The organism is Parafilimonas sp. (assembly GCF_051953455.1).
In the GTDB taxonomy this organism is placed as follows: domain Bacteria; phylum Bacteroidota; class Bacteroidia; order Chitinophagales; family Chitinophagaceae; genus Parafilimonas.
In genome coordinates, this window is the sequence record NZ_JBQCIT010000014.1 from 468272 (window position 1) to 494969 (window position 26698).

The window sequence follows — 26698 nt, forward strand, 5'->3', positions numbered from 1 at the left end:
GTAAGACCGTACACTCAATTTTATAACTGATTTTAAGAAACTCTAATAATCATATTTATCTTTCCACTTGCTTTTTAAATATTTTCTCAGTTCTTCTTCCCTCGCATTTTGGCCTGGTTCAAAAAACTTTGTTCCTGCAATCTCTTTTGGCAAATATTCCTGTTCTTCAAAATTGCCTTCATAGGAATGGCTGTATTTATAACCTTTGCCGTAATTCATGTCTTTCATTAAACGAGTTGGTGCATTGCGGATGTGTAAAGGCACCGATAAATCGCCATATTGTTTTACAGCCGAAGATGCAGCGCCAATGGCGGTGGTGGCCGAATTACTTTTGGGCGACGAAGCCAGGTAAATGGTACACTGCGATAAAATAAGCTGCGATTCAGGCCAGCCGATTTTATTTACTGCATCAAAAGTGGCATTGGCCAATAACAAAGCATTGGGATTGGCATTGCCAATATCTTCACTGGCAAGAATCAACAATCTTCTTGCAATAAATTTTACATCTTCTCCCCCTTCAATCATTCGCGCCAGCCAATACACGGCTGCATTGGGGTCGCTGCCGCGAATACTTTTTATAAAAGCGGAAATGATATCATAATGTTGTTCGCCCTGTTTATCGTATAAAGCAATTCGCTTTTGTGCAACGTTCATTACTAATTCGTCAGATACTATTAGAGTGTCAGACGAATTACCGGCTGTTTTAACAACAAGTTCAAAAAGGTTCAACAATTTTCTCGCATCGCCGCCGCTTATATTTATTAACGCTGCCGTTTCTTTTAAATCAATCTTATATTTTTTTAATACTTCATCTTTTTCCATTGCGTTATGCAGAAGATGTATCAAATCATTTTCATCAAGCGGTTTTAAAACATATACCTGGCAACGACTTAACAAAGCTGATATAACTTCAAAAGATGGGTTTTCGGTGGTGGCGCCGATTAATGTGATGATGCCTTTTTCAACAGCACCCAGTAATGCATCCTGCTGGCTTTTATTGAAGCGGTGAATTTCATCAATAAATAAAACAGCATTCGTTTCGTGTTTGGCTTTTTCTATTATTTCCCGCACATCTTTTACGCCGCTGCTAATGGCGCTTAACTGGTGAAAAGGAAGATGTAAAGTATGTGCAATAATATTGGCGATAGTTGTTTTGCCGCTTCCGGGCGGGCCCCAGAATATCATGGAAGGGATATTATTATTTTCGATAGCTGTGCGCAATATGCTGCCTTTGCCCACAAGATGCTGCTGTCCTGCAAGGTCATCCAGTTTTGTGGGCCGCATGCGTTCAGATAAAGGAGCCATAATATTTACGATTTACAATTGTTGATTTACAATTTCACGAAGTACGCAATTAGTTATAATTGAGTTTAATAAATTTTGCCACAGATGCGCAGATAATTATACATATAAATTGTATCTTAATTTTCATCTGTGCACCTGTGGCAAAAAATAACATACATTTCCATAAAAATTAATCAACACCTAAAAAATAACCCTATGGATTTTCCTTTAAAAGAAGAAACGTATAAAATTATTGGTCTGTGCATGGAAGTGCATAATAATCTTGGTTCAGGTTTTCTGGAAATTGTTTATAAAGATGCGTTGGAGTTTGAGTTTAATAATGAACTAATGGATTACGAACGCGAAAAAGAATATGCTGTAAATTATAAAGGCATTATTCTTCCGCATAAATTTTACGCAGATTTTATAGTGTTTGATAAAATAATTCTTGAAGTGAAAGGCAAAAATGGTATTGCAAATGAAGATATTGCTATGGCAATTAATTATCTAAAAGTATCGGGCAATAAAATAGCGCTGATTGTAAATTTTGGAGAGGTAAAATTGAACTATAAAAGAATTATTCTATAACTACTGCCACAGATGCACAGATAATATTGCAACAAATTCATCTGTGCATTTGTAAATATTACCAAATCGCTTATTCAAACCTTATCTTCCCGCCAAATAATCCACCCAGGCCAACACGCACAGCAACCTGCCCGTTTTTCCCATTCAGATAAGAACCAACTACATCCACACGAAACAGCTTGAATATATTTTCAAGCCCGCCGAATACTTCAACGTAATTGTTATTGCCGTTTACATAAAACGCATTGGTGCCGGCAACAAGGTTCCAGTTCAATCTTTTAAAGAAGGGAATTTTATTTGTCAATAATCCATTGAAATGATGCTCGGCATGCAGCGTTGTATAAAAAGAAGCCGTAGTGCTGTTGGCATAATATGGGGCAATTTGAAAACTGTATAAATAGCGGCTTGCAAATATCAGCTGATTGCCGTTGAAGTGCCGGTAATCCTGAATAAAAACAGATTTATCATTTAAAAATCCGCCAATATCAATGCGGTAATTTAACTGGCCGGCCAGCTTAAAATTCATATCATCTGTTACGGAAAAATTCCATTTGTCAAAATCAACATCGCTGCCAAGAATTTTATTGAACCCTTTTTGATAAGCGAGTGTAAACGTTGGATATTTTGAGCCCAGCGGCACACGGTAATTGGGAAACTGCACATACTTCTGTCCCGGCTGATACGATAAAGTTATGCCGGCAATTACAGCCTGGTGCCTCACAAACTGGCTATCCATTTTTTCATAAGGATAATTGGGCGTGAATTTTTTGTTACCGTATTTTATAATGGAAAAATCTGTTGTATTATCAAGCGGCATACGGTCTTCATACAATAAATCCGCTGTGTATTTTAAGCCTGATTGTGAAGTACCGTAATAATCAAACTGCAAAAATTTGTTCTCATAAATCTTCATGTAATTATGATTAAAGAACAATGTATATATACTATTGAATAAGGGGCTGATAGGATTGCCTTTATTAAACTGGCTGATACGCCTGCCTCCACTCAGCGAAAAATTATTTGAACGAAATGAAGATGCATCATCACCTGCATCATTAGTTATGCCACGCCAGTTGGTGCGGCCATGATAATTGAGTGTTGCATATGCATTAAAATGCTCATTGCTAAAACCATATCGCACATGCGGTGTAAAACTCAGCTCTCTGTTAACGGATGGAAAACCCCGGCTGAATGTGGCTTCACCGTTCAGCACCAAGCCCTCAACCGTATTATATTGTACCTGCTTTAATAAAGGCTGCCATTGAATGGTTGTATAATTTTTGGGATTATAATTTGATCGGCTGAAGCCATTCCACAAAACATTCATCACGCTTATCTTTCCCTGCATGCGGCGCAGTGAATCACGGTATCTTTTTGTAAAAGAAGAATCACGCTGGTAGCGGTAAATACTGTCTTTAACCTTATAGTCTTTCATTTCTTCCAGCTCAAGGGGCACGGGCCGCACAGAATCCCAGTAAGCAGTTGTTTTCTTATTCACGCCCGTATCAAACTGCATGATGATGTTATTAAAAAACTTCTTTTTAAATGCCGGTGTAACATCGTAATTATTATAAACATTTAAAAAATTACCCACCGCATCAATACCAAACTTATTGAAAGTAAAATACAGCACCTGGTTTTTGGTACGCCATATATTTTTTGTTACGGGAAAATGTATCTGCGTTATTTTAACCGTATCCAATATTTCAAGCTGCGATTCTTTGGTAAGCATTAAATCAACACTGTAAATGCGCCAGTCATTTTCTGTTATTTCAATCGTTCCCGAAAACAAGGGTTCATACTTTCTGCGCGGAATCACCTGTATGCGGCTTATCTCACGCCCGTCTTCAAAAAAAGAACCGAGGAAATGATATTTATAAAAATTCAAAGCGCCGTCTGCAATGGGGCATATATAACCACGCGGTGCAAACTGGCCGCCCATTATCTGCACATTATTGGTATAAAAATCTATGAACGTTGGTATGGTAAATCCAAAACCATTGGAGCCGCTTTCCCTTCCTGAAAGCACTTCCAGCTTCACTTTATCCGGTTTTTTAAAAGCTATTTTGGTAAGCGATTCAGACAAATAAATCACGCCTTTCCCTGCGGAGTCAACACCCATCTGTTTCCAGTCGGCGCTGTCAATTTTCTGCCCGAGGATTTTACGCGGCAGGGCTCTCGTTTTAATTAGTGTTTTTATATAGGCTTCGCAGGTAAAGGAGTCCAGCGCATCATGATATGCCTGCCGCTTTTTTATGGCATGGCGGATAATAGCATAGGCAGGATCTTCACCGTTTGATGAAACCACCACATCTTTCAACTGCAGTTGCGAAGGCTTCAGCATAAAATCAAGCTGTATTCCGGCATCGGTTACATGCACTTTCTTTTCCTGTTTGGCAAAACCAACGTATTGCACAACGATCGTGTAATCTCCCGCAGCCAGTTCAAGTGAATAATGCCCCTGTTGATTGGCAGTTGTGCCGCTTCCTTTTTCTTTTATGGAAACAGAGGCATAAGGCAATGCATTGCCTTTGTCATCTATAATGGTGCCCGTAATTCTCCCTGCAAAAGCGGCTGTTGAAAAAAGTATAAATAAGAAGGGTAAAATTTTTTGCATAATCAGTAAAACGAAACTAAAAATTCAAAACATCTGCAATAGCACAGCCATCAACATTAACATATAATTTTATAACCTGCCCTGCATGTTTTATTGATTAATAATTTTATGTTATCAGCCAATAAAGTATGGCATCCCTGCCTGAACTGCATCACGCAGGCAGGGTCTGTTGCGTCGCACACTTCGGCTGTATAAATGCTATTCAGCTTTTAGATAGATTTGTATATGCAGATGCTTATAAAAAATATTGGCTGCCTTGTAAATGTGCGTGAAGAAAATATATTGCTTCATGGCAACAATTTATCCAATCTTCCCTGTATAAAAAACGCATACTTAATTATTGAAGACGGAAAGATAAAAGGCTATGGAAAAATGGAGAACCTGTCTTCAATTACCACGCACCTATCATCACCCACAATAAATGACGCTCACGGCGCTTACATACTCCCCTGCTGGTGCGATAGCCACACCCACCTGGTTTTTGCAGCCAGCCGCGAAGAAGAATTTATTGATAAAATAAAAGGATTAAGTTATGCAGAAATCGCTGCAAAGGGCGGCGGCATTTTAAACTCTGCAAATAAATTAAGCAGCATGAGTGAAGATGCGTTATTTAATGCAGCCCTGCAAAAATTGCATGAAGTAATAGCGCTTGGCACCGGCGCTATTGAAATAAAGAGCGGTTATGGTTTAAGCGTTGAATCCGAATTGAAAATGCTGCGTGTCATTCAGCGGTTGAAGGCGCTTGATTTAATACCGGTTAAAGCCAGCTTTTTAGGGGCACATGCCTATCCGTTGGAATATAAAAACAATCATGAAGGATATATAAAACTGGTCATTGATGAAATGCTGCCCAACATTGCCAAAGAAAAGCTTGCAGATTTTATTGATGTGTTTTGCGAAGATGGATTTTTTTCTGCTGAAGAAACAAAACGCATCTGTGAAGCCGGCATACAATATGGCTTGCGGCCCAAACTTCACGTGAACCAGTTAAACAGTATTGGTGGCATTGAGGCTGCCATTGAATTGAATGCATTAAGCGCTGACCATCTGGAAACAATGAATGATGATGAAATAGCAAAGTTTTCAACAAGTGCAACTATTGGCACGTTATTGCCAACTGCCGCTTATTTTTTAAGAATGCAGTACCCGCCGGCACGAAAGCTAATTAATGCCGGCGCCGCCCTTGCTTTAGCCTCCGATTATAATCCGGGCTCATCGCCTTCGGGCAATATGAACACAGTTGTTTCCATGGCATGCATTCAAATGCGCATGCTGCCGGAAGAAGCTGTTAATGCTGCTACTATTAACGGTGCTTATGCCATGCAGTTGCAGCATGAGGCCGGAAGCATAACCATTGGCAAAAAGGCCAATCTTATATTTACCAGGCCGGTTCCATCGCTGGCTTACCTGCCTTATTCTTTTGGCAATAACCTTATTGATAAAGTAATAATAAACGGCAGGTTTATTTAAGTATCCCCGATTTATACAATTGTTCTTCTGAATCTTACATCCCAAAAAACAAGCCCGAATTGAATTTCAAAAAATAATGCAAACTGTTGTTTAAAATGGTTTATTTATGTTTTCTTTAAATTTCATTTTGTCAAATTTTACAATTGTAATTATTGAGTAAATAAGTAGTATGACAAATTTTTCCCCTGAATGGGTTTTGATTTTATTGAGTGGTGTAATTGTTGTTTCCTATCTTTTTTCCATTATCTCCAATTATATAAAAGTGCCTTCTGTATTGCTGCTGCTTGCAGCGGGCATTGCACTGCGTGGAATTGCCAATGCAAACGGATGGCAGTTACCCGTTGCCGATAATACGGTTGAATATTTTGGATCTGTCGGTTTAATTATGATTGTACTGGAAGCCGGGCTTGACCTGAAGCTTGGGCGCAATAAGGTAAGGCTGATTAGCCGCTCGTTTTTTGCAGCCTTTTTTATATTAATACTTTCTGTAACAGCCATAAGCGCTGCTTTATATTTTTTATTGCACCAGGATGTACGGGATTGTATTGTTTACGCTATTCCGCTTTCGGTAATGAGCAGTTCAATTGTAATTCCAAGCCTGCACCATTTATCGGAAAAGAAAAAGGAATTCCTTGTGTATGAAGCCTCATTTTCCGATATATTAGGAATCATTCTTTTTAATTATTTTACGGCAAGGGAAATTTTCTCAGTGCTTGCCATAAGCACATTCTTTTTAAGCATTGCCATCGCCATTATCCTTTCCGTGGTTTTTTCAGTGCTGCTGTTTATTATCCTTGCCAAATCAAAAATGAGCGTTAAGTTTTTCCTCGTGTTTGCCGTACTGATTATTTTGTATGAAGGCGGCAAACTTCTAAACCTTCCATCGCTCATCATTATTCTTTTTTTCGGATTATTAATGAATAACTGGCACCTGGTAAAAGTTCCAAAAATAAGAGGGTTGTTTTCAGGAGAAAAAGCCACAGAAGCCACGCACTTGCTGCATTCCATTACGGCTGAAAGTTCATTTTTAATACGTACATTTTTCTTTTTATTATTTGGTTATTCCATAAACATACAGGCCATTGGCTCAACAGATGTTATACTTGTAGGCAGCATAATTGTACTGATATTATTGATAATACGTTTTATATACCTGCGCGATTTTTTAAGGGAAAGCGTTTACCCGGAAGTGTTTTTTATTCCGCGTGGATTAATAACCATCGTATTATTTTATAAGATACCCGAATCATATCACCCGGAGAAGCTGCAGGCCGGCATTTTATTTTTTGTGGTCATCGTAACCAGCTTTATTATGATGCTAGGTATGATATTTTATAACAAAAAAGAAAAAGATATTGTTGTGGATGATCTTGTAGAAAAATAAGCTAATCTTATTATTACAGCTTAATAGTTAATAAGCTTTTGCACACACGCATCTAACCTTGATTTTGCCAAAAAATTTTTTTCCAATTCAATATTAAAAGGTACAGGCGTATCCAGCGATGCACAGCGCACAACAGGCGCATCCATCATTTCAAAACAATGCTCACTTATCCATGCGGCAATCTCACCGCCAACGCCGCCCGTTAAGGTATCTTCATGCAATACCAAAACTTTGCCTGTACGCTGAACGCTTCTTTTTATGACATCATAATCCAGCGGCAATAAGGTTCTTAAATCAGTTATATCTAATGAAATATCTTTATGCGCATTAGCATACTCAAGTGCCCAATGCACACCGGCGCCATATGTTATAACGGAAATATCTTCACCATATTGAACCACTTTGGCTTTACCAATTTCTATTTCATAATAATCATCAGGCACATGGCCGCTTATGCTTCTGTATAAAGCCTTATGCTCAAAATACAAAACAGGATTGGGATCATTAAAGGCAGCAATCAGCAAACCCTTGGCATCCATGGGCGTTGAGGGATACACAACTTTTAATCCCGGTGTATGCACAAACCAAGCTTCATTGCTTTGTGAATGAAAAGGCCCGGCGCCTACACCGGCGCCTGTGGGCATGCGTATAACAACATCAGCATTTTGTCCCCATCGATAATGGATCTTTGCAAGATTGTTTACAATCTGGTTAAATCCAACACTTACAAAATCGGCAAACTGCATCTCCATCATTACCTTAAAACCTTCCATACTTAACCCAAGTGCAGCACCAACGATAGCGCTTTCACATAAAGGCGTATTGCGCACACGCTCTTTGCCAAACATGTCAACAAAGCCTTCTGTAATTTTAAAAGCGCCGCCATATTCAGCAATATCCTGGCCCATTAAAATAAGATTGGGATGCTGCCGCATGCTTTGCTTTAATCCATCGCTGATGGCATTTACCAAACGCATCTCACTACCGGTTGCGGGTTGCTGTTTATCAGGAAGGCTGTTATCAACAAGTTTTATTGCAGACCGTTTACTGTCAACCATTGACTGCCGGGCATATACGTCTTTTAATTCATTTGCCGTATTCACAACAATTGATGGCACTGCAAAACCAATGGCCAGTTCTTCTTCTATATAATTTCTTATCGCATCTTTTATAGATTGAGTTGATTCATTTGTCAACACAGTTTCGTTTAGCAAATAGTTTTCATAATTTACAACCGGGTCTTTTTCTTTCCATACTTCAAACAAATGCGGCGGCACATATTTTATACCACTGGCTTCTTCGTGCCCGCGCATACGGAACGTTTTACATTCAATTAAATAAGGCCGCTGCTGTTGAATGCAATAATCACGTACGCCCTTAATAGTATCGTAAACCGTTAAAATATTATTGCCATCAATCATTACGCCTTCCATGCCGTAACCTTTGGCACGGTCAACCAAATTTTCGCAGCGGTATTGTTCATTGGTTGGCGTACTTAATCCATATCCATTATTTTCCACTAAAAATATTACCGGCAAATTCCATACTGCCGCAACATTCAAAGCTTCATGAAAATCGCCTTCACTGGTGCCACCTTCACCGGTAAATGCCAGCGAAAGCTTTTGTTCCCTTTTTAATTTATGCGCTAATGCCACACCATCGGCAATTGACAACTGCGGGCCAAGATGCGAGATCATGCCGCAGATATGATGCTGTTTACTGCCAAAATGAAAGCTGCGTTCCCGCCCATTGCTGTAACCATCTGCGCCGCCCTGCCATTGCATAAATAATTTGTGCAGCGGCATATTACGGGTTGTGAAAACGCCAAGATTACGGTGCAATGGCATTATCCATTCATCGGGCTGCAGGGCAAGCGTTGCACCAACGGCTATGGCCTCCTGCCCTATCCCGCTAAACCACTTTGAGATTTTTCCCTGCCGCAGCAGCACCAGCATTTTTTCTTCAATCATGCGCGGCAGCAATAATTTTTTATAGAAATCAGCAAGCTGTTCGTTTGATAAATTGTTACGGTGAAACTGCATCATGGCTACGAAGTTAAGTTTGTGTTTTAAGTTTGCACATCAATTTTTAATGAATATTCGCGGGTATTTTTTTAAATCAAACAGATGAATATTGAAGCCTATAATAAGTTGGTACAGGAATGTAAACAGCACAACGTAACGCTTGTTGCCGTAAGTAAAACAAAACCGGTTGAAGACATACTTGCTTTATACAATTTAGGGCAAAGGGATTTTGGGGAAAATTATGTGCAGGAGTTTATTGAAAAACAACAGCAGCTTCCAAAAGATATACGCTGGCATTTTATCGGCCATTTGCAAACCAATAAAGTGAAACAGATTGTGGGCATTGCAGCATTGATTCACGGCGTTGACAGCTTTAAGCTGCTGAAAGAAATTAATAAACAATCGGCTAAAATAAATGTAACAACAACCTGCCTGCTCCAAATACATATTGCACAGGAAGAAACCAAGTTTGGCCTGGATGAAGAAGAAGCCAATGCGTTAATGAGGGAACTTGAAAATCTGAACATGAACAATGTAAATATTGCCGGCCTGATGGGCATGGCAAGTTTTACGAACGATGAAAATCAAATTAGAAAAGAATTTCAATATTTAAAATCACTACAGTCAAAACTGTCAACTGCCAACTGCCAACTATCAACGCTTTCTATGGGCATGACAGCAGATTACACAATTGCCATTGAAGAAGGCAGCACGATGATACGCGTGGGAAGTTTGATATTTGGAGAAAGAAAGCCAACTGAGTAAATAAGCCGGGATTTCAATCAGGTAAAATTTAAATAAAGCGTAGCCCCTACGTTTGGCGATCCTCGCCGTGCAGTCATTTATTTTTTTCTTTCAACGGTTTCATGCTGCTTCCCTCCTTATCATATATAGGTTCCGGCCTTGGCGCCTCGCCATCTTTTAAAGATTGATTAAACAGTTTTGAAACATGCACCCATTTACCGTTCTGCCATTTAAACGCCTCGTAATCACCATCGGGAATAAGTGTAAACTTTTTTTGCGGCTGGTTGTTTTCACTTATCAAATGATCAAAAACAATCATATCCAGTTCAGGATCGTACACCAGTCTTGCCCGTGCATCCTTCTGGTATTCGAGCAGGAAACGGTCAACAGGTTGCGGCGCCTTCAATTCATCATCTTTATAGGTAAAATAATGACCGCCGAAAACCGGCTCTCCCGCTGCATTAAAAGTTAATATCTCAAGCCATTTGCGTGTGCTGGCCATATCGTTATCATCATAGCCAAACAGTGTATAATATTTTTTGCCTTTAAATTCTTTTTCAATGATATTGTAGTAAATAGCGCCTATCCAGTTTTTATTTGTGCGGATTGAATCGGTTGGCACGGAAGCATAATCAGATACATCAAACAATGGAAATAGTTTGAGCGATCCATCTCTTGTTCTCATTTGAATGGCGCCCTCCTGCCGGTAATAACTTTCATCACGCCGCAATTGCCAGGTAAAAATCCTGAAGCTGCTATCGGGCGCATATAACCGTGATATGGTAATTAATGAGTCGAAAGGATATTGGAATGAATGCGGCGTTTTTAATGCCGCTACAAACCGGCGAATAAAAACACTGTCGAAATAAAACCTGTTTTCAGCCATGGAATCATATACCATGCCTTTAGCATAATATTTCAGGCTGTCTTCCTGCTTTTGCATGGAACTGATATCTTCTGCATTTACCTGGGCTTTAACCACTGTGCCGGTAAAGCAAAAAAGAAAAATTAAAATGTAACGGAACATGACTACGAAAATACAATCATCATAACGGTTAAGCTGATGTGTATGGTATGCTGTTTAAAATTTAGTGTTTTGTTAATGCGGAACAGGCAACGCATGTTCAAAAAAGTTTCAACATTCAGCATATATAACCGCCGTTTATTAAACTGCTTTTAAATTAAATAAGTATATAAGCAGCAAAAGAAATACAAAAGCTGCTGAGCAACAAATCATATACAATGATTATGCTCAACAGCTTTTTATAAGAAATTTTTATTGAAATAAGTTGTAGAACGGTTTAATAATATATTGATCCCAATTGCAAGTTTAATTTAAGCTAAGCGCTTCTGACTGCGTATATATTTTTGCCAGCGAATCAGGCAATCTTACAGATGCGAGCTGCGGCGTTTGCGTTAAAGGCCAAACAAAATCTGCATTGAGAATTTTTGATGCAGTTGTATAAGTTTTATCAGGATAATAGCTATAGAAACAACTTCCACCTTTAATGGTATTAATAATGCTTTTAACTTCTTTTGCAGGTACAGCAGGGCAACCGTAACTGCGGCCCATCATCGTACCTTTTGAAGCACGCTGGCCGCTTACATAATTACTGCCATGCATTACAATAGCGCGGGTTCTTACATTATCATTAAAACCGTTTTCCAATCCATCAAGCCGAAGACTGTAACCGTTATCTCCATTATAGGTTTCGGCAGTGCACATAAACCCTAAAGATGTTTTATGCGAATTATTCCTGTTTGAAAAGCTTGTAGCATAATCATTACCGGAATTACGGCCATGTGATACGTAGGTATTAAAAAGCAGTTTTGCTTTATCTACGTCAATCACATATAATCTTTTCTTATTGCTGGGCTGGCTGTAATCGCAAATGGTTAGGAAACCTTGCTTTTGCAGTTTACCCGCAGAAAGCAAATATTCATACCCTTTATAAGCTTCAAAAAAAACAGAACGGCTCAAACCCTTTTCTTCCAATTGCATTTGAGCATACAATGAATCAACCCAATAATTAATAACCGCTTCTGTATTCACAGATTTGTTTGTAGTATTAACGGCTTTAGAGTTTGAGTTCAGGGCGGCAGTTTCTTTTCCTTTTGCAGCAATCATAGAGGTAAATATGGTAATACATACAGCACCCACTAATAACAATTTCTTCATCAGGCTTATAAGATTTTTAAATTTTCTAAAAGGATTCAGACCGGATGGCCTCTAAAAATCGGATGATTTTTTATAAAACTGTAAAATCCTTGTTTTATTGTAAAAGACAAAGGTAAAATCTATAATGAAAAGATTATTGTAATTAAATGTTATAGCACCCCCAATAAAAAAGCTTCCCTAAAACACAAACGTAAAAGGGAAGCTTTATAGAAACAATTTTAATGTTAAAGCTTGTTTACTGCTGCATCATTTACAGTGCGTACAGTGGAACTTACTACATAAGAATCTTCAAGAACTTTGTTGTCTGAAGTAATGTTAATGTAATAACGTGTATTTGCCTGCTCACCTTTAAGCAATTTAAATTGCCTGTTGAAATTCACATCGCTGAATGCACGGGAGAATAAAAGATCGCCGGCATCATTTTTAATAGTTACGATAAACTTGTCGCCTTTTTCATTGTTCACATTTAATTTGAACAATAATGCATCGTTGGTATTAGCGGTAAGGGCAATATTGCTTTTTTCACCGGAAACCAGTTCGATGTTTTTGTTATATATGGCGGCGTTAGTTGTAAGAGAAGTAAGTAATACTGAAGCTGATAAAAATGCTGCTGCGATTAATTTCTTGCTTGAGAATTTTAAATTTGCCTTTGTCATAATTGTTGTTTTTTTTAATGTCAAAAAAATTATTCATTTCGACAATCAACCGCGAGGCAATACAATCGGCGGCAAACAACTATGGCATGAACGGTTCGGTTAGCTTAATTTAGATGCAAAGTTAAGAACAATTGCGTATTAATTACACATTAATACTGTTAAAAGAAAAAAGTAACCTTACATTAGTAATTTTTATGGGATAAAATTACAAGGTGATTGACATCCAAACATTTATCTTCAGATTGATAACTTTAAAATAACAACATCTCTTTAATCAGCCTGGCTATTTATGGTTTTCCATAGCAGATCTTTTAATTCAACAAGACCTTTTTGGGTAAAAGAAGAAATGAATACTATCCTTGTTGCTTTGTCAAACTCATTTCTTATGGCTGTTTTTAATTCATCATCCAGCAAATCGCTTTTGCTGATGGCAATCAAAAATTCTTTCTGCATTAATTCAGGATTATATTCTTCCAGCTCCTTCAGCAGTACTTCAAATTCTTTTATATGATCATTGCTGTCGGCGGGTATTACAAACAATAAAGCAGCATTGCGTTCAATATGCCTTAAAAAGCGGTGGCCCAGGCCCTTGCCTTCGGCAGCACCTTCAATTATACCGGGCAAATCGGCAATACAAAAAGACCGTCCGTCCCTGTATTCCACCATGCCCAACTGGGGCGTTAAAGTGGTAAATGCATAGTCAGCAATTTTTGGTTTTGCTGCTGTAAGTACAGATAATAAAGTTGATTTTCCTGCATTGGGAAAACCCACCAGCCCCACATCAGCCAGCACTTTTAATTCGAGTGTTTTCCATGCTTCCACACCCGGTTCACCCGGCTGCGCATATTCGGGCGCCTGGTTAGTGGCCGTAGCAAAATTGGCGTTACCCAATCCACCCCTTCCGCCACGAAGCCAGATAACTTCCTGGCCGTCTTCCAAAATCTCCGCTTCCATTCTACCGCTTTCTTCATCTCGGGCAATAGTGCCAAGCGGCACTTCAATAATTATATCCTCACCATCAGCTCCGGTGCAGTTATTCTTATTGCCGCCTTCACCGTTTTCTGCAATCACATTTTTATAATAACGAAGATGGAGCAGCGTCCACAATTGTTTATTGCCCTTTAATATTATATGGCCCCCCCTGCCCCCGTTGCCTCCATCCGGCCCGGCTTTAGGATTAAATTTGGTACGCATAAAATGCCTGCTGCCGGCGCCGCCATTGCCACTCCTGCAAAAAATTCTTATATAATCTATAAAATTATTTTTCTCCATGCTCTTCAATAAAACAATCGAAATTAAAAGAAACTATTTCAAGGTTACTAAATTTTATAAACTACGTTAGCGTTTCGCCCGCATGTTTGGTTAATAATCGTTACAACTTATTATTTAACTTGTGCTGAACTGTTATTTCAAAAATTAAATCCATCGCTATGCAAAAGCAATTATTATTTTTTGTGCTATTGATATGTTTTATTTCGGCCAATGCACAAAAAAAACCGGCAGCCTGCTGCCCGGCAGCTAACGCAACAGAACAATTTGCGCTCCTGGCCAATGATAAAAGTTTTGTAATGCAGCATGACGCGCCGTTGCCCTTTAATTACAAAACTGTCAATGGCGCTGATATAAATTTTAAAGCGGCTGATGGTACCGATGCCCACGGATGGATGGTTAAAGCACCTAAGCCAACAAACTATTACATTTTTGTTTTCCAGGAATGGTGGGGGCTGAATGATTATATAAAACAGGAAACCGAAAAATTAGCCAATGAACTTGGCGTTAATGCCATTGCCATTGATTTATATGATAAACAAATTGCCACGACGCCCGATGAAGCCCGCAAACTGGTGCAGGCTGTAAAAACAGACCGGGCAGTAAATATTATTAAAGGCGCTTATAATTATGTTGGTTCAAACGCACAGGTTTTTACTATTGGCTGGTGCTTTGGCGGTGCCTGGAGCTTGCAGGCAGCTTTGCTTGGCGGCAACCGTGTTGAAGGTTGCATTATGTATTATGGAATGCCTGAGAAAGATGTGAATGCACTAAAAAAGCTCCATTGCGATGTAATTGGTTTTTTTGCCAAAAAAGATGGTGGCATCACGCCGGCAGTGGTTGAAGAATTTAAAGCTAATATGAAAGCCGCCGGTAAAAATCTTACTGCTTATGAATATGATGCGGTGCATGCATTTGCCAACCCGAGCAATCCCAGTTACAATAAAGAAGCTACAGCAGATGCCTACGCAAAAGCCATAGCTTTTATTAAAGCCAGAATGAAATAAATAATATTGGTATTAAAACAAATTGCCTTCAGGCAATGCAAGCTGGCGTTTATACAACTGAATGGCGTTTTCTAAACCCAGGTAAATAGCATCGCAAATGAGTGCATGACCAATGCTTACTTCGTCTATCCATGAAATATTACGGATGAGGTAATGGAGGTTTTTAAGATTAAGGTCATGCCCGGCATTTAAGCCAATGTTCATTTCGCGGGCTGCTACCGCTGCTGCGAGATAAGGTGCTATAGCTTCTTCTTTATTGGTTTCATAATTATGTGCATAAGCTTCGGTATATAACTCCACCCGGTCTGTGCCGGTTTGGGCTGCAGCTTCAATCATTTCAATTTTAGGATCAACAAAAATTGATGTACGTATGCGTGCATTTTTAAACACGGCAATTATATCTTTCAAATATTGTTTGTGCGCAATCGTATCCCAGCCATGATTGCTTGTAACCTGTGATAAAGCATCAGGCACCAGTGTAACCTGCGTGGGTTTTGTTTCCAGCACCAGCTGCACAAATTTTTCTTCCTGCGGATTGCCCTCAATATTAAATTCTGTGGTAATAACTTTTTTTATCTTTCGTACGTCATCATAGCGAATGTGCCGTTCATCGGGTCTTGGATGAACCGTAATGCCTTCCGCACCGAATTTTTGCGCATCAATTGCGGCCTGAACAACATCGGGATTATTGCCGCCGCGGCTATTACGTAAAGTGGCAATTTTGTTGATGTTCACGCTTAATTTAGTCATGGTTACAAGATATTTAAATTAACAGATAAAGTAATGGTTAAGATGGGACAGCTAAATAACGACGGTGTAGTTCATTCAGGTATCGAATATAGTTTTTTAATTTCTTTTTAACGATAGTGAACCACCCTGTGTTTAAAAATAAAAATATTATTACCTTTTGTTGCTTAACCATTTGTTGAAATACAAATAAAAACTGTGACGTTCACGCTATAATAAAAGCCGTTTAACGGTTAACGCCCAGAAAATGTTACAGTCATTCTTCCCGCTATTATCAACACCAGAAAAACAATGAAAATTTTTGGCTTAGGTTTGGCAGTATTAAATTGTACCGGATATTTAATTCGTGAAAACAAAACTTATGAAGATGCAGGTTTTATTCCCCTTACTTCTCTTATTACTAAATGTTAACTGCAGATTGGCAAACAGGTCTAATTTGCCTGTAGAACAAAAGCAGGCACAAACAAAAGATTCCGCTTCATACAATGAAAGCGTTGCTGCAAATGATGTTGCTGTAACTGCGGGTGACACTACTTCTTCACTGGCTACCAGGTTTGGCGTAATGGTTGCCAAATCGGGCGGCAGGAATATCCCACCGGAAAGACAGGCGCAGATAGTAAAAGCTCTGGGCGTAAATTATACAAGGGCAAAAATTGATATAAAAACATGGAATGGCAGCAGCAATGCCTGTGATGCTTATACAGCCGCAGGCTTAAAATTTTTGTTGAATGTAAATTATGCTGTTCCGCGCAATGCGGTAGGTGATCATGACCCGGTGCCTTTTCCCACAGATATGGCTGCTTACAGCAATGCACTCAATTCAATTCTTGATAAATATAAACCAGAAGTGCTCGTGGTTGAAAACGAAGAAGATAATCCTTTATACCACACCGGCTCGGCGGAAGATTATTTAACCGAACTTAAGACTGCGATTGATATAGCGCATAAACGCGGTATAAAAGTTACCAATGGTGGCATCACAGTAAGGGAAGTTTGTCTTATTGTTTACGATGATCTTATGCAAAAAGGCAGGAAAAAAGAAGCCATGGATTTTGTAACAAAGGCAGCACCGCCGGCACTGGTACAGCGGGTTCAGAATACAAATAATAAAATGCTCCAGCGTCAGATTGAATTTGGAAGAAAAATACTGGCAGCTTATAAAAAACTTGATCTTGATTATGTAAATTTTCACTGGTATGAACCTGTAAAAATGAGGGGCAAGGGCGGCGATGCAGATTTTGATGCGGCAATATTTGCTTATGTGGCGGATTATATTAAAACAGCCACGGGCAAACCGGTTATGTCAAACGAATTTGGCGTACTGCAACCTTCACCGGAATTAGTAAAAAACATATTGCATGCTGTGCGCAATGCAGGGCTGGCTTATGGCATTTTTTACAGCGCAGACGGCGGCACAGAAGGTTCAGGCAAAGCGGTTGCCTTGCAGGATGCCGGTGGCAATCTTAAAGAAAATGGTGTTGCCTTCAGGGATTTTATAAAGCAGGCACATTAAATATAAATACTGAACCAATTATTTTTCAGAAAGCCTGTCAAAATTATCTTCATCTACGGTTTCTGTTTCATCAAATGCACTTGCGGAACCATCAGAATCTATTTCATCTGATTGATATTTTTCACGCTTAAACAATTCATCTTCATAATGTTTTTGTGAAGGCTTTTCTTTTTTAGGATCGTTATCTGGTTTCGATTTATCCATACAATTAATTTGAAAGTTTTATGCCTTTTTATAGCATTTTAAAACCGCTTCGGCTGTTTTTCTGCCACTGCTTAAAGCTGCTTCAACCGTAGCGCCCGGTGAACCTTCAAACAAAGCTTCACCGGAAAAAAAGATAGTATCGTCAACCGGTTGCCGCAAAATATGTTTGGCGTTTGCACTTTCCACCGTACTGAACGAATAGCCGCCGTAAATATCCGGCTCTTTGCACCAATTGGCTATTTTATATGCCTTTAAATTTTTATGAAGTTTTTCTGCAGTCATGTTAAAACTATTTGCCAGCGATTGAATGGCTTTGTGAAGAATGGCCTCGTCTGTTTCATGCTGCAAAAATTTTGCTTTCTCATTCCCAATCCAGCCGGTTAAAATATTGTTCTCAACCGGTGATTGCGTCCACCAGGTTGGAACAATTTCCTGCTGCATAAAAATCATACCCGCATCTTTAGTTTTTATTTTCCAGAAATTTTCCTCAAACTCCAGTATAACTTTTATTACCGCTCCAAAACCTATGTTTTTTGCGGCTTTTGTGTGTTGAGGAATAGCAGGTGAAAACTCTATATAATCCGAGCTGACTTCTTCGGCCTGTAAAACACTTATGGGCACGGCAAGCACAATTTTATTGGCTTTAAACAGGCGGCTGCACATAGAAAGCACATTTATTTCGTTTTTGTGCCAGCTTATTTTTTTGGCGCAACAGGAGAAATGAATAGAACAACCATTATCCCTGCATTTCGTTTCCAGGAAATCTATTAATTTTTTATAACCGCCATCAATCCTGTACTGTGTTCCCATTTCCTTACTCCATTCGCGGTACAAAGTCTTGGTGCTGGCTATTGAAATATCTGCCAGGTCAAACCCACCTGCAAAATTTTTTACAAATGATCTCAATTCCGCGTATTTATCTTCTCCAAAATATGTAGTAATAAATTCAGCCAACGGCATATCCTGTTGCAGTGAAGCCATTTCTTTCATTAATAAGTCCCAATGCCCTTCGAAATTATTTTCATTGTTAAACACGCCGTTTTCAATGCGGCCCATTGTGTCATTAATGGCATGATATGAAATGCCAGCTTCGTTCAGTAAAGACAAGGTAATGGGCGCATCACCATGAATAAATTCAGCCCCTGTTTCAACAGGTTGAGAAAAAGAATGCTCATATAAAGTATCTATGCGGCCACCGGGCCTTTGCTTTGCCTCCAGGATAGTTACTGCTATTTTATGTTTCGACAATTCAAAAGCAGTCATTAAGCCGGCTGCGCCGCCGCCAACAATTACAACGGATTGCGCAGGATTATTTTTGGCAGATGGCATGGCTATTGTAAACTTTTTATAAAATATTAATTATGATACGGAAATTAAAATCAGGCGAATACAGGCTGTATTCAAAAAAGAAAGACCCAAAAACCAACAAACGCAGGAACCTGGGCACTTTCAATACGCTTGAAGCGGCAAAGAAACACGAACAGGAAATTCAGTATTTCAAGAAACACTGATTAAAGTTCAAACAGCAATTGCTCGTCATTATCTTTTACAGGTATTTGACGTATAAAATTGTCATAACCTTCTTCATCGTCATGGTTACTGTAAACGCCATAAGCATCAATGCTGTAACCTATTAACCCGTCATTTGCTTTAATAAGATATAATACAGATGTATCTGAAGGATCTGACTCGCCTTCAAAACGATAACTTTTAACAATAGTTAAATCTTCGGGTTTATACACTTTATCATTAACAACGAAACCTTCGCTGGCCCACCTGAACTCATTATCATAACCTTTTACAGTTAGCTTGTTCAGTATCTGGCTGAGTGTGTTCATTTCATCTAATGTAGACATAAATATTTTTTATACATCTGGTTTCAATTCTTGTACCAATCATTGCGTGAAATGATATTGTGAATTGTTTTTTGATATGGATAGCTGCATTTTTAAATACAGAACTTTTATCAGCCTGCTGTAGGTATATTTTCAAAACCGTCTGTTGGTTCGCCCATTGCCGCTTTTTTCATGCGCATGGCTGTTTCATGGCCAAGATATTTCTCAATTCTTTTTTCAACCCAAATGAGTGCCGGTGTAAGAATAATGGCCATAAGAAATTTGTAGATATAATTTAAAGTGCCTACGGCAAAGATCATCGGCCATGTCCATGTTCCGCCCAATTTAAATGCAATGGTTAATACTATGAAGCTGTCAACGATCTGCGAAACCACGGTTGAGCCGGTTGCCCGCAGCCATACTTTTTTTTCACCTGTTATGCGTTTTATACGATGAAAAACCGTTACGTCAACCAACTGGCTTACAAGGAATGCAGTAAGGCTTCCAAGTATAATCCAAAGCCCTTGCCCAAAAATACCGTTGAAGGCAGTTTGCATGTTATCAATGCCTTTGGTTTGACTGGATGTTATCCAGAAATCTGCAGGCGGAATATGAATGCTTGCATAAAACATAATAAACGCATAGCTTATTAATATTATAGCTGTATAACTAATGCGCTTCACTGCTTTTGGCCCAAAATATTCATTCACAAGGTCTGTCATTACAAATTCCAGCGGCCACAATAAAACACCGCAGGTAAGATTAAATGACAAACCGCTTTGACCAAACAGTGTGATGTTGGATGGTGCAAAGCCAAATAATTTTTCAAGTGAAAATATTTTGGTGCCTATGCATTCAGCAATTAATGCATTGGCTACAAAGAAAGCCGTGAAGCCTATAAACAGCTTTGCAGGTTTGTTGTTAAGTATGTGGTGCATCTTTCAAAATAAAGAAAAAATAAATCTGCAGCAGAAAGCAAATAATATTTATGTACAGCAACCAAAGCGGAATAAATTTATTTTTTATGCGTGAAGGCAATACAAGTACCAGCATAAAATTTATAAAATTTATTACAGGCGCCAGCCATCCTAAAATAATAGCAAATTCAATTAACGGCTGCGGAATATATTTTGGCGCGGTTGTATAGCGCATAATCATGCAGATAATAAAAAAGATATTGCATATAAATGCCATCCTGAATAGGATGCGCAGTTTGCTTGCTTTTTTAATTGCCTGCTCCTGTTCCGGTTGCTCCATAATGCTAAAGTAAGATGAATTGTGTGACGTTAAATAAAAAAGCCACTCTTAGACAAGAGCAGCTTTTCGTTTTATTCAAACGTTTACCACCAACAAAGCTTAGTGGCCCACACGCAGGTATTCCTTCAATATTTCAGATTGAGGATCTTCAAAAACCTGCTGCGCCGGGCCGCTTTCAATTATTTCTCCGTAATACATGAATATTACATTATCGGCAAGGCGTTTTGCCTGTCTTAAAATATGCGTAACCAATATGATAGTGTAATCAGATTTTAGTTTTATAAATTCTTCTTCAATAACCCTTGAAGAAATAGGATCGAGTGCTGAAGAAGGTTCATCAGCCAGGATAATTTCAGGCTCTACCGCAAGGCCTCTCGCCAAACATAAACGCTGCTGCTGCCCGATAGATAAGCGTTGTGCAGATGTTTTAAGGCGGTCTTTCACTTCATCCCACAACGCTACTTCTTTCAAATGTTTTTCAACTTTATCGCCAATGATTTTTTTACTGCGAATACCTTTTAGTTTAAGCCCGTAAGCAATGTTATCGTAAATGCTCATAGGCAATGGATATGGACGTTGCAGCAACAAACCCATTTTCTGGCGAATAGCGGTTATGTCTTTACGCGCATCAAAAATATTATCACCATCAATCCTGATGCTGCCACTTACTTCCAGGTCAGGATACAGATCGGTTAGCCGGTTAAGGCATTTTAGTAAAGTTGTTTTACCGCAGCCTGAAGGGCCCAGTAAAACAGTGATTTTATTTTTAGGGATAATAGTGGAAACGTTTTTAAGAATATGGTGCCCTTTACTATATACATTTACTTTATCTATCTCTACTACCGGTACATTGTTCCTTACAACTGTAGTAGTTAAATCGTTTTTGGGTAGTGTTTCAATTTGTGTGGGCATACAACTGTTTTTTGTTGGTGATAAATTATTTTTTCAGTTTGATGAGTCTTGCAGAAACACTTAATACTAGCACAATAACCGTTAATATAACAGCGGCTGCATAAGCACGGTTTTGCACTTCCTCAATAGGAGAACTTAACTGAAAGAAGATGGCAAGCGGTAATGTTGCCGTTGGCTCGCCAAAACCATGTGGTATATGATCCGTATAACCGGCGGTGAATAAAACTGAAGCAGCGTCGCCTATGCCACGGCCAAATGCAAGCAGAATGGCTGTGGCAAAGCCAGGTAATGCTTCCCTGAAAAAAACTTTGTAAGCTGTTTCTGTTTTTGTTGAACCAAGTGCATACGAAGCTTCCTGCAAGCCAATAGGTATAGTTTTAAGCACTTCATCCATGGCGCGGATCATAATAGGCGTTATCATGGCAGCAACAGTTATAATACCTGCCCCCAAAGAATTTTTATACCCTAAATACATGAGCAGCGTAAAACCAAATGCGCCGTAAACAATGGAAGGAACCCCCCAAAGCACATCCAGAAAAAAACGAATGCCTATGAGCAAACGCTGGTATCTTATCAAATAAATATTCATGAATAAGGCTACGGGAAGGCTTATGATAAACGCAAGTGCAGTTGAACAAATGGCAAGATAAAATGATCCTGCTATAGCATTTAAAATGCCTCCGTCTTTGCCAAAATAAAACCCTCCTTTCGGTTCCTCGCTTATCATTTGCCATGAGAGCGCAGGGAAGCCTTTTTTAACGATCGTCCATATTATTTGTACGAGTGCAAATACAATTATTGCCGTAAACAAAAATGATAATGCACGAAAAAAACGCTCTTCATATTTTCTTCTGAATGTCATCATAGTGCTTCGGATTTATAAATGATATAACGGAAAATAACATTGATGATAATGATAATAACAAACAGCAACAACGCGCCAAACATCAATGCAGAATCATAAGAAGGAATGCTCATCATTTCGCCATAATTATTGGCAATTAATCCGGGCAATGTATAGCCGGAATCGAACATGGATTTTGGGATTTGAACAACATTACCCACAACCATAAGTACGGCAATGGTTTCGCCCAGTGCTTTTGAAAACCCTAAACCAAATGCGGAAATAATACCGGTTGAGCCCTTGCGCAAAAAACTATGTTTAATGGTTTCCCATTTTGTAGCGCCAAGCGCTAAAGAAGCTTCACCAAGCTCTACGGGCATTTGCCTGAACACTTCCAGCAACATATTCAGTATGTAGGGAATACTCATTACGGCAAGCACAATGGCGCCGGCAAGCAAACTGTAACCAAGCGATTCTTTGCCAAAGAACGGAGCTATTTCATTTCCAACGAGTGGAACAACCACCAGCAAACCCCAAACGCCATATACCACAGAAGGTATGCCTGCAAGAATATCAATAACCGGCCGCATGAATTTTAAAAGCCACTTGGGCGCGTACTGCGTAAGATAAATTGCCGATAAAAGGCAAAGCGGTATTGATATTATCAATGATAACACAGTAACCCAAACCGATGATACGATGAAAGACCAAAAGCCAAACCTGTTATCGGAAGGAAACCAGTCTTTTGAAAATACAAGTTCGCTTACCCTGTGCTCGCTTAACAAGGGCGTTGATTTAAATACAAGCCCCGTACCTATTGCCAGCGGCAATAAAAGACAAAATGTAAGACAGGTTACCATCCATTTGGATGAAACATTATCGGTTAATTTCCTGGTTAATAACATTAGCGGTAGTTTTAAAAGCCGGTTACAAACCGGGCCTGCTTTCATGCCATAGCGCAGTCATGAAAGCTTTAATGCCCGGTATTACTAATTACAACACAACTTTCTTAAAGTTTTTGAGCCTGTTCGGTTAATATGTTTTCAGGCAGGGGCACATAACCCGCAACATGCACAAACTTTTGCCCGTCGGTTAACACCCATTTAAAAAAATCCAGCAATTCTTTTTTCTGTGTTTTACCTTTTGTAAGAAAGTACAGGTTTCTTGCAGGCGGTGAAGGAAATTTACCATCATTTACAGCCTGCAGAAATGAATTGAGATTACCGTAAAAATTTTCCGCTGTATCAATTTTGCCATTGCCATTCACATCAATAGGCACCACATCAATGCCGGGAAGTTTATTGCCTGTTTTCTGATCGAAGACAAAGAGCGTATTGTTATATCCAATCCCTTTTATATCTTTTCTTACTGCATCCGCCACGCCGGGATCTGCATTTACACCAATGCCTTTTAAATTCTCCTGTTTTTTTCCGAAGAAAGCAGCCCATGAATCGGCAGCGCCCGCAGCATCGGCCCTTGTATAAACATTTATATTATCAGCGCCGGCACCTTTACCGAGTAATTGCTGCCATGTTTTAATACTGTTATCAACAAATATGGCATTGAACTCTTCTTTCTTTACACCGCGTGCCTGCACTTCGTTATAAAAAGGGTTTTTTACATTCATAGTGGGCAGTACAGCATCTTTACAAACCGATAAAGACCAAACGCCTTTTTCTTTTTCCGCATCAGAGAGTTCCCTGGAAAACATGCCCACGTCAACTGCACCGGCAAGGCAATCTGTAAGGCCTTTGCCAGCGCCGCCGGCCTGTACATCGAACCTTATTTCGGGGTGAATTTTATTATACTCGGTAACCCAGGTTTGCACAAGCGGGTATAAAGCGAAGGCACCGGAAAAAGAAATAGAAACATTTCCTGAACCGGAAGTACTTTTTTCTTTCTCGGCACTTCCGGAGCAGCCGGCAATGAATACAGAAAATAAAAGAACAGCCGTTGATATTTGTTTGAACATAAGATTAATTTTTATTAAGCCTATATATTTAATAGGAATTTAAGTTATGAGTATTACTTCCTCTGATCTTTTTATTAAAAGGTAATCTTTCCAAGTGTGGGCGTAAGCTTTAAACTTATATATGCGAAGTAGGGAAATGCGTTTGTATCACCGCCCTTTTTTATAACTGTCATGGAATTGGTTACAGCAGCCCAGCAAAAGCCTGTTTCAACATCTGTAAACTTATTTGGCTTGTAATTAAACCGCAGATCATTTTCAAAACCCAGGTATTTATTTACGGGGTTGCCCTTATAAACAAACCGTGATTGGGAATAAAATAAATGGCTCTCTATACGAATACCAATCTTATTTTTATTATACCATACAAATAGATATGGGTTAATTAATCCGGCGCCATTAACATCCCCGGGAAAAGAAGCAAAATAATCAAGGTTACCCATAAACCTGTGTGCCACACCATATAAAGGCACAAAGTTTTTATCTTTTGAAGGATGGGTTGAGCTGTCAGCGCCACTCAGGTATTCCATGCCAAGACGAATAGTTACGGGACCATTGGAATATTTTACCTCAGGCTGAACATAAAAGGCACCTAATTTTTTTCCGGATGAATCCTTGCCATATTGATAATAGGCAGCCGCAGTTGCATACCAGTTTTCAGTTGAATATTCGAGCCTGCCGCCGCTGGTAAATCTTTCATAGGTTGTTGCATATTTTCCAGGCTCAGCGCTTTGATATCCGTCTGCAGAATTAATTGTTGTAAGAATAAACTTATTCGTTACTTTCCAGTTAAGGTAATGCACAACCAACGATTTGTAATTGGGAACGCCGGGCGAATATTTTGTGGTAAAAACATTTTCGCCGCTTTGATTATAGGCAGCCAGCAACTCCGTCGTAAAATTGGTTTTGTTATTATAAATAAGGCGAATGGCGTCATGGGAATTACCGGCTAACCGCCAATCATTCTCAGCAAATAAACGCTGGTTGTCATACATCACTCTTTGCCTTCCTATGCGAATGGAAAGTTTATCTGTAAACTTTGGCTCAGCGTACACCTCAAATAAATAAACAGGGTAGGTTGTAGATGTTACGGCTGAGCCGGTACCCGATTGTCCACCCCTTGGGTCCTGCTGGCCCCATACACGGGCATCCTGTAAAGAAAGAAAAACATCAATTTTTTTACTCTTGAAATCAATATTAAAACGGGTGCGCTGGCTTATGTTGAAAGCAGCGCCTGTATCAGCCGTTGGCAAAGATTTATATCCATGCCGCATTTCGGAACGCGTTCGCATATCCAACGCAAAGGTTAACGTACTTGGTATTGCTTTTCCCTTCATGGTAGTATCTGCTGCATTTTTTATTGCTGTATCTATTGGTGATGGATACTGTATTATTTGTGCACGCAGTGCATTAATACCCGGCATCAAGATTAATAAATACAACAGGCTTCCGCGGTTAGCTAATCTAAACATATAAACAGGTTATTTGCGACAAATATATAATTCCTATCGAATTAGTAGGATTTTTGCGCAAAAAAAATTTATTTTTTCTTTCCCGGCTTTTTATTACGGCTGATTTCTTTCTTCAGCCCTTCGCTGCGATCAATGATTTCGGCAAGGGTTGCACCTTTCAGCATTCTAACCGTTTGTGCCCGCACGTCGGAAAACACAGACCGTATGCCGCAGGTTTCTTCATCAATGCATTCTTCGCAACGCTCATAATATTTATAGGCAACACAGGGCAGTAAAGCAATAGGTCCATCAAACAAGCGCATCACATCTGCTATATTTATTTCTTCTGTAGTCTTTTGCAAATAATACCCGCCGGTTTTTCCTTTGCGGCTGTTAAGCATGCCGGCATGCCGCAGCTCAAGCAATATAGCTTCCAGGAATTTCCTTGGAATATTTTCGCTTTCTGCAATCCTGCTTATTTGCACAGGTTCACCGTCTTTACTTTCCCTGGCAAGATAGACAAGCGCATTTATGGCATATTTCGTTTTCTTAGATAACATGTTGTGGTGGCAATATCCAATTGCGCAATTATAGTCAAAAAAAAACAAATAACATTTTGCTGCGATATATATTATAACTGCTTTAGGAATTTATTGAGTGTAGTCATTGCTTTTTCCAATAAAAAAAGAAACTGCCTGCCGGTATTATATGTAATTGCTGAGGGCTATTAGCTTTATGATGCAA

Annotated in this window: 26 protein-coding genes; 7 read left to right on the forward strand and 19 right to left on the reverse strand. The window is 39.2% G+C overall.

Features of this window, described 5'->3' with window-relative positions:
- Nucleotides 1-42 precede the first annotated feature (42 nt).
- Complete coding sequence (locus ACTHN6_RS06700; protein ID WP_440434961.1) at nucleotides 43-1305, reverse strand: replication-associated recombination protein A; 1263 nt, start codon at nucleotides 1303-1305, stop codon at nucleotides 43-45.
- A 195-nt stretch (nucleotides 1306-1500) separates the two neighbouring features.
- On the opposite strand from ACTHN6_RS06700, the gene ACTHN6_RS06705 reads away from it, so the two are divergent.
- Nucleotides 1501-1872, forward strand: a complete 372-nt coding sequence (locus tag ACTHN6_RS06705; protein WP_440434962.1) for a GxxExxY protein — start codon at nucleotides 1501-1503, stop codon at nucleotides 1870-1872.
- Between the two features lie 70 nt (nucleotides 1873-1942).
- On the opposite strand, the gene ACTHN6_RS06710 is transcribed toward ACTHN6_RS06705, so the two are convergent.
- The gene (locus tag ACTHN6_RS06710) at nucleotides 1943-4489 is read right to left on the reverse strand and encodes a DUF5686 and carboxypeptidase regulatory-like domain-containing protein (RefSeq protein WP_440434963.1); all 2547 of its coding nucleotides are present in this window, start codon (nucleotides 4487-4489) and stop codon (nucleotides 1943-1945) included.
- A gap of 225 nt (nucleotides 4490-4714) precedes the next feature.
- On the opposite strand from ACTHN6_RS06710, the gene hutI reads away from it, so the two are divergent.
- A complete protein-coding gene (gene hutI, locus ACTHN6_RS06715) occupies nucleotides 4715-5959 on the forward strand; it encodes an imidazolonepropionase (protein WP_440434964.1) in 1245 nt (414 codons plus the stop codon).
- A 169-nt stretch (nucleotides 5960-6128) separates the two neighbouring features.
- Nucleotides 6129-7343, forward strand: a complete 1215-nt coding sequence (locus ACTHN6_RS06720; RefSeq protein ID WP_440434965.1) for a cation:proton antiporter domain-containing protein — start codon at nucleotides 6129-6131, stop codon at nucleotides 7341-7343.
- Nucleotides 7344-7363: 20 nt separating this feature from the next.
- Here the strand turns inward: ACTHN6_RS06720 and ACTHN6_RS06725 are convergent, their stop codons facing one another.
- A complete protein-coding gene (locus ACTHN6_RS06725) occupies nucleotides 7364-9385 on the reverse strand; it encodes an alpha-ketoacid dehydrogenase subunit alpha/beta (RefSeq protein ID WP_440434997.1) in 2022 nt (673 codons plus the stop codon).
- Nucleotides 9386-9469: 84 nt separating this feature from the next.
- Between ACTHN6_RS06725 and ACTHN6_RS06730 the strand changes: the two genes are divergently transcribed.
- The gene (locus ACTHN6_RS06730) at nucleotides 9470-10132 is read left to right on the forward strand and encodes a YggS family pyridoxal phosphate-dependent enzyme (RefSeq protein WP_440434966.1); all 663 of its coding nucleotides are present in this window, start codon (nucleotides 9470-9472) and stop codon (nucleotides 10130-10132) included.
- Between the two features lie 73 nt (nucleotides 10133-10205).
- On the opposite strand, the gene ACTHN6_RS06735 is transcribed toward ACTHN6_RS06730, so the two are convergent.
- The 4 genes from ACTHN6_RS06735 to obgE all read right to left on the reverse strand — a co-directional run bounded on the left by ACTHN6_RS06735 (nucleotide 10206) and on the right by obgE (nucleotide 14218).
- Nucleotides 10206-11138 carry a hypothetical protein gene (locus ACTHN6_RS06735; RefSeq protein ID WP_440434967.1) on the reverse strand — a complete coding sequence of 311 codons (933 nt, stop codon included), beginning with the start codon at nucleotides 11136-11138 and terminating at the stop codon, nucleotides 10206-10208.
- A gap of 303 nt (nucleotides 11139-11441) precedes the next feature.
- Entirely contained in the window at nucleotides 11442-12290 is an 849-nt protein-coding gene (locus tag ACTHN6_RS06740; protein WP_440434968.1) for a murein L,D-transpeptidase catalytic domain family protein, read from the reverse strand.
- 224 nt (nucleotides 12291-12514) lie between these two features.
- Nucleotides 12515-12946 (reverse strand): hypothetical protein, encoded by a 432-nt coding sequence (locus tag ACTHN6_RS06745; protein WP_440434969.1) that lies wholly within the window; start codon nucleotides 12944-12946, stop codon nucleotides 12515-12517.
- A 270-nt stretch (nucleotides 12947-13216) separates the two neighbouring features.
- Nucleotides 13217-14218 (reverse strand): GTPase ObgE, encoded by a 1002-nt coding sequence (gene obgE, locus ACTHN6_RS06750; RefSeq protein ID WP_440434970.1) that lies wholly within the window; start codon nucleotides 14216-14218, stop codon nucleotides 13217-13219.
- 158 nt (nucleotides 14219-14376) lie between these two features.
- On the opposite strand from obgE, the gene ACTHN6_RS06755 reads away from it, so the two are divergent.
- Nucleotides 14377-15222, forward strand: a complete 846-nt coding sequence (locus ACTHN6_RS06755) for a dienelactone hydrolase family protein (protein ID WP_440434971.1) — start codon at nucleotides 14377-14379, stop codon at nucleotides 15220-15222.
- A 12-nt stretch (nucleotides 15223-15234) separates the two neighbouring features.
- On the opposite strand, the gene ACTHN6_RS06760 is transcribed toward ACTHN6_RS06755, so the two are convergent.
- A complete protein-coding gene (locus ACTHN6_RS06760) occupies nucleotides 15235-15972 on the reverse strand; it encodes a pyridoxine 5'-phosphate synthase (protein ID WP_440434972.1) in 738 nt (245 codons plus the stop codon).
- A gap of 433 nt (nucleotides 15973-16405) precedes the next feature.
- Between ACTHN6_RS06760 and ACTHN6_RS06765 the strand changes: the two genes are divergently transcribed.
- Nucleotides 16406-17482 (forward strand): hypothetical protein, encoded by a 1077-nt coding sequence (locus ACTHN6_RS06765; protein ID WP_440434973.1) that lies wholly within the window; start codon nucleotides 16406-16408, stop codon nucleotides 17480-17482.
- An 18-nt stretch (nucleotides 17483-17500) separates the two neighbouring features.
- On the opposite strand, the gene ACTHN6_RS06770 is transcribed toward ACTHN6_RS06765, so the two are convergent.
- Nucleotides 17501-17686 carry a hypothetical protein gene (locus ACTHN6_RS06770; RefSeq protein WP_440434974.1) on the reverse strand — a complete coding sequence of 62 codons (186 nt, stop codon included), beginning with the start codon at nucleotides 17684-17686 and terminating at the stop codon, nucleotides 17501-17503.
- Nucleotides 17687-17704: 18 nt separating this feature from the next.
- Complete coding sequence (locus ACTHN6_RS06775) at nucleotides 17705-19015, reverse strand: flavin monoamine oxidase family protein (RefSeq protein ID WP_440434975.1); 1311 nt, start codon at nucleotides 19013-19015, stop codon at nucleotides 17705-17707.
- Between the two features lie 32 nt (nucleotides 19016-19047).
- Between ACTHN6_RS06775 and ACTHN6_RS06780 the strand changes: the two genes are divergently transcribed.
- Nucleotides 19048-19197, forward strand: a complete 150-nt coding sequence (locus ACTHN6_RS06780) for a hypothetical protein (protein ID WP_440434976.1) — start codon at nucleotides 19048-19050, stop codon at nucleotides 19195-19197.
- On the opposite strand, the gene ACTHN6_RS06785 is transcribed toward ACTHN6_RS06780, so the two are convergent.
- From ACTHN6_RS06785 to ACTHN6_RS06825, 9 genes are all read right to left on the reverse strand, one after another.
- The gene (locus ACTHN6_RS06785; protein WP_440434977.1) at nucleotides 19198-19542 is read right to left on the reverse strand and encodes a hypothetical protein; all 345 of its coding nucleotides are present in this window, start codon (nucleotides 19540-19542) and stop codon (nucleotides 19198-19200) included.
- Nucleotides 19543-19652: 110 nt separating this feature from the next.
- Entirely contained in the window at nucleotides 19653-20459 is an 807-nt protein-coding gene (locus ACTHN6_RS06790; protein WP_440434978.1) for a queuosine precursor transporter, read from the reverse strand.
- Nucleotides 20443-20778 (reverse strand): hypothetical protein, encoded by a 336-nt coding sequence (locus ACTHN6_RS06795; RefSeq protein ID WP_440434979.1) that lies wholly within the window; start codon nucleotides 20776-20778, stop codon nucleotides 20443-20445. The genes ACTHN6_RS06790 and ACTHN6_RS06795 overlap by 17 nt, the downstream gene beginning before the upstream one ends.
- A 99-nt stretch (nucleotides 20779-20877) precedes the next feature.
- Nucleotides 20878-21690 carry a phosphate ABC transporter ATP-binding protein gene (locus tag ACTHN6_RS06800; RefSeq protein ID WP_440434980.1) on the reverse strand — a complete coding sequence of 271 codons (813 nt, stop codon included), beginning with the start codon at nucleotides 21688-21690 and terminating at the stop codon, nucleotides 20878-20880.
- A 25-nt stretch (nucleotides 21691-21715) separates the two neighbouring features.
- Complete coding sequence (gene pstA / locus ACTHN6_RS06805) at nucleotides 21716-22555, reverse strand: phosphate ABC transporter permease PstA (protein ID WP_440434981.1); 840 nt, start codon at nucleotides 22553-22555, stop codon at nucleotides 21716-21718.
- On the reverse strand, nucleotides 22552-23439 hold the full coding sequence (gene pstC / locus ACTHN6_RS06810; RefSeq protein WP_440434982.1) for a phosphate ABC transporter permease subunit PstC: 888 nt from the start codon (nucleotides 23437-23439) through the stop codon (nucleotides 22552-22554). Before pstC ends, pstA begins: the two co-directional genes overlap by 4 nt.
- Before the next feature lie 104 nt (nucleotides 23440-23543).
- Nucleotides 23544-24506: a PstS family phosphate ABC transporter substrate-binding protein gene (locus ACTHN6_RS06815; protein WP_440434983.1), complete on the reverse strand. Its 963-nt coding sequence runs from the start codon at nucleotides 24504-24506 to the stop codon at nucleotides 23544-23546.
- 74 nt (nucleotides 24507-24580) lie between these two features.
- Nucleotides 24581-25975, reverse strand: a complete 1395-nt coding sequence (locus tag ACTHN6_RS06820) for an alginate export family protein (protein WP_440434984.1) — start codon at nucleotides 25973-25975, stop codon at nucleotides 24581-24583.
- A gap of 68 nt (nucleotides 25976-26043) precedes the next feature.
- A complete protein-coding gene (locus ACTHN6_RS06825) occupies nucleotides 26044-26514 on the reverse strand; it encodes an RrF2 family transcriptional regulator (protein WP_440434985.1) in 471 nt (156 codons plus the stop codon).
- Nucleotides 26515-26698: the final 184 nt, after the last annotated feature.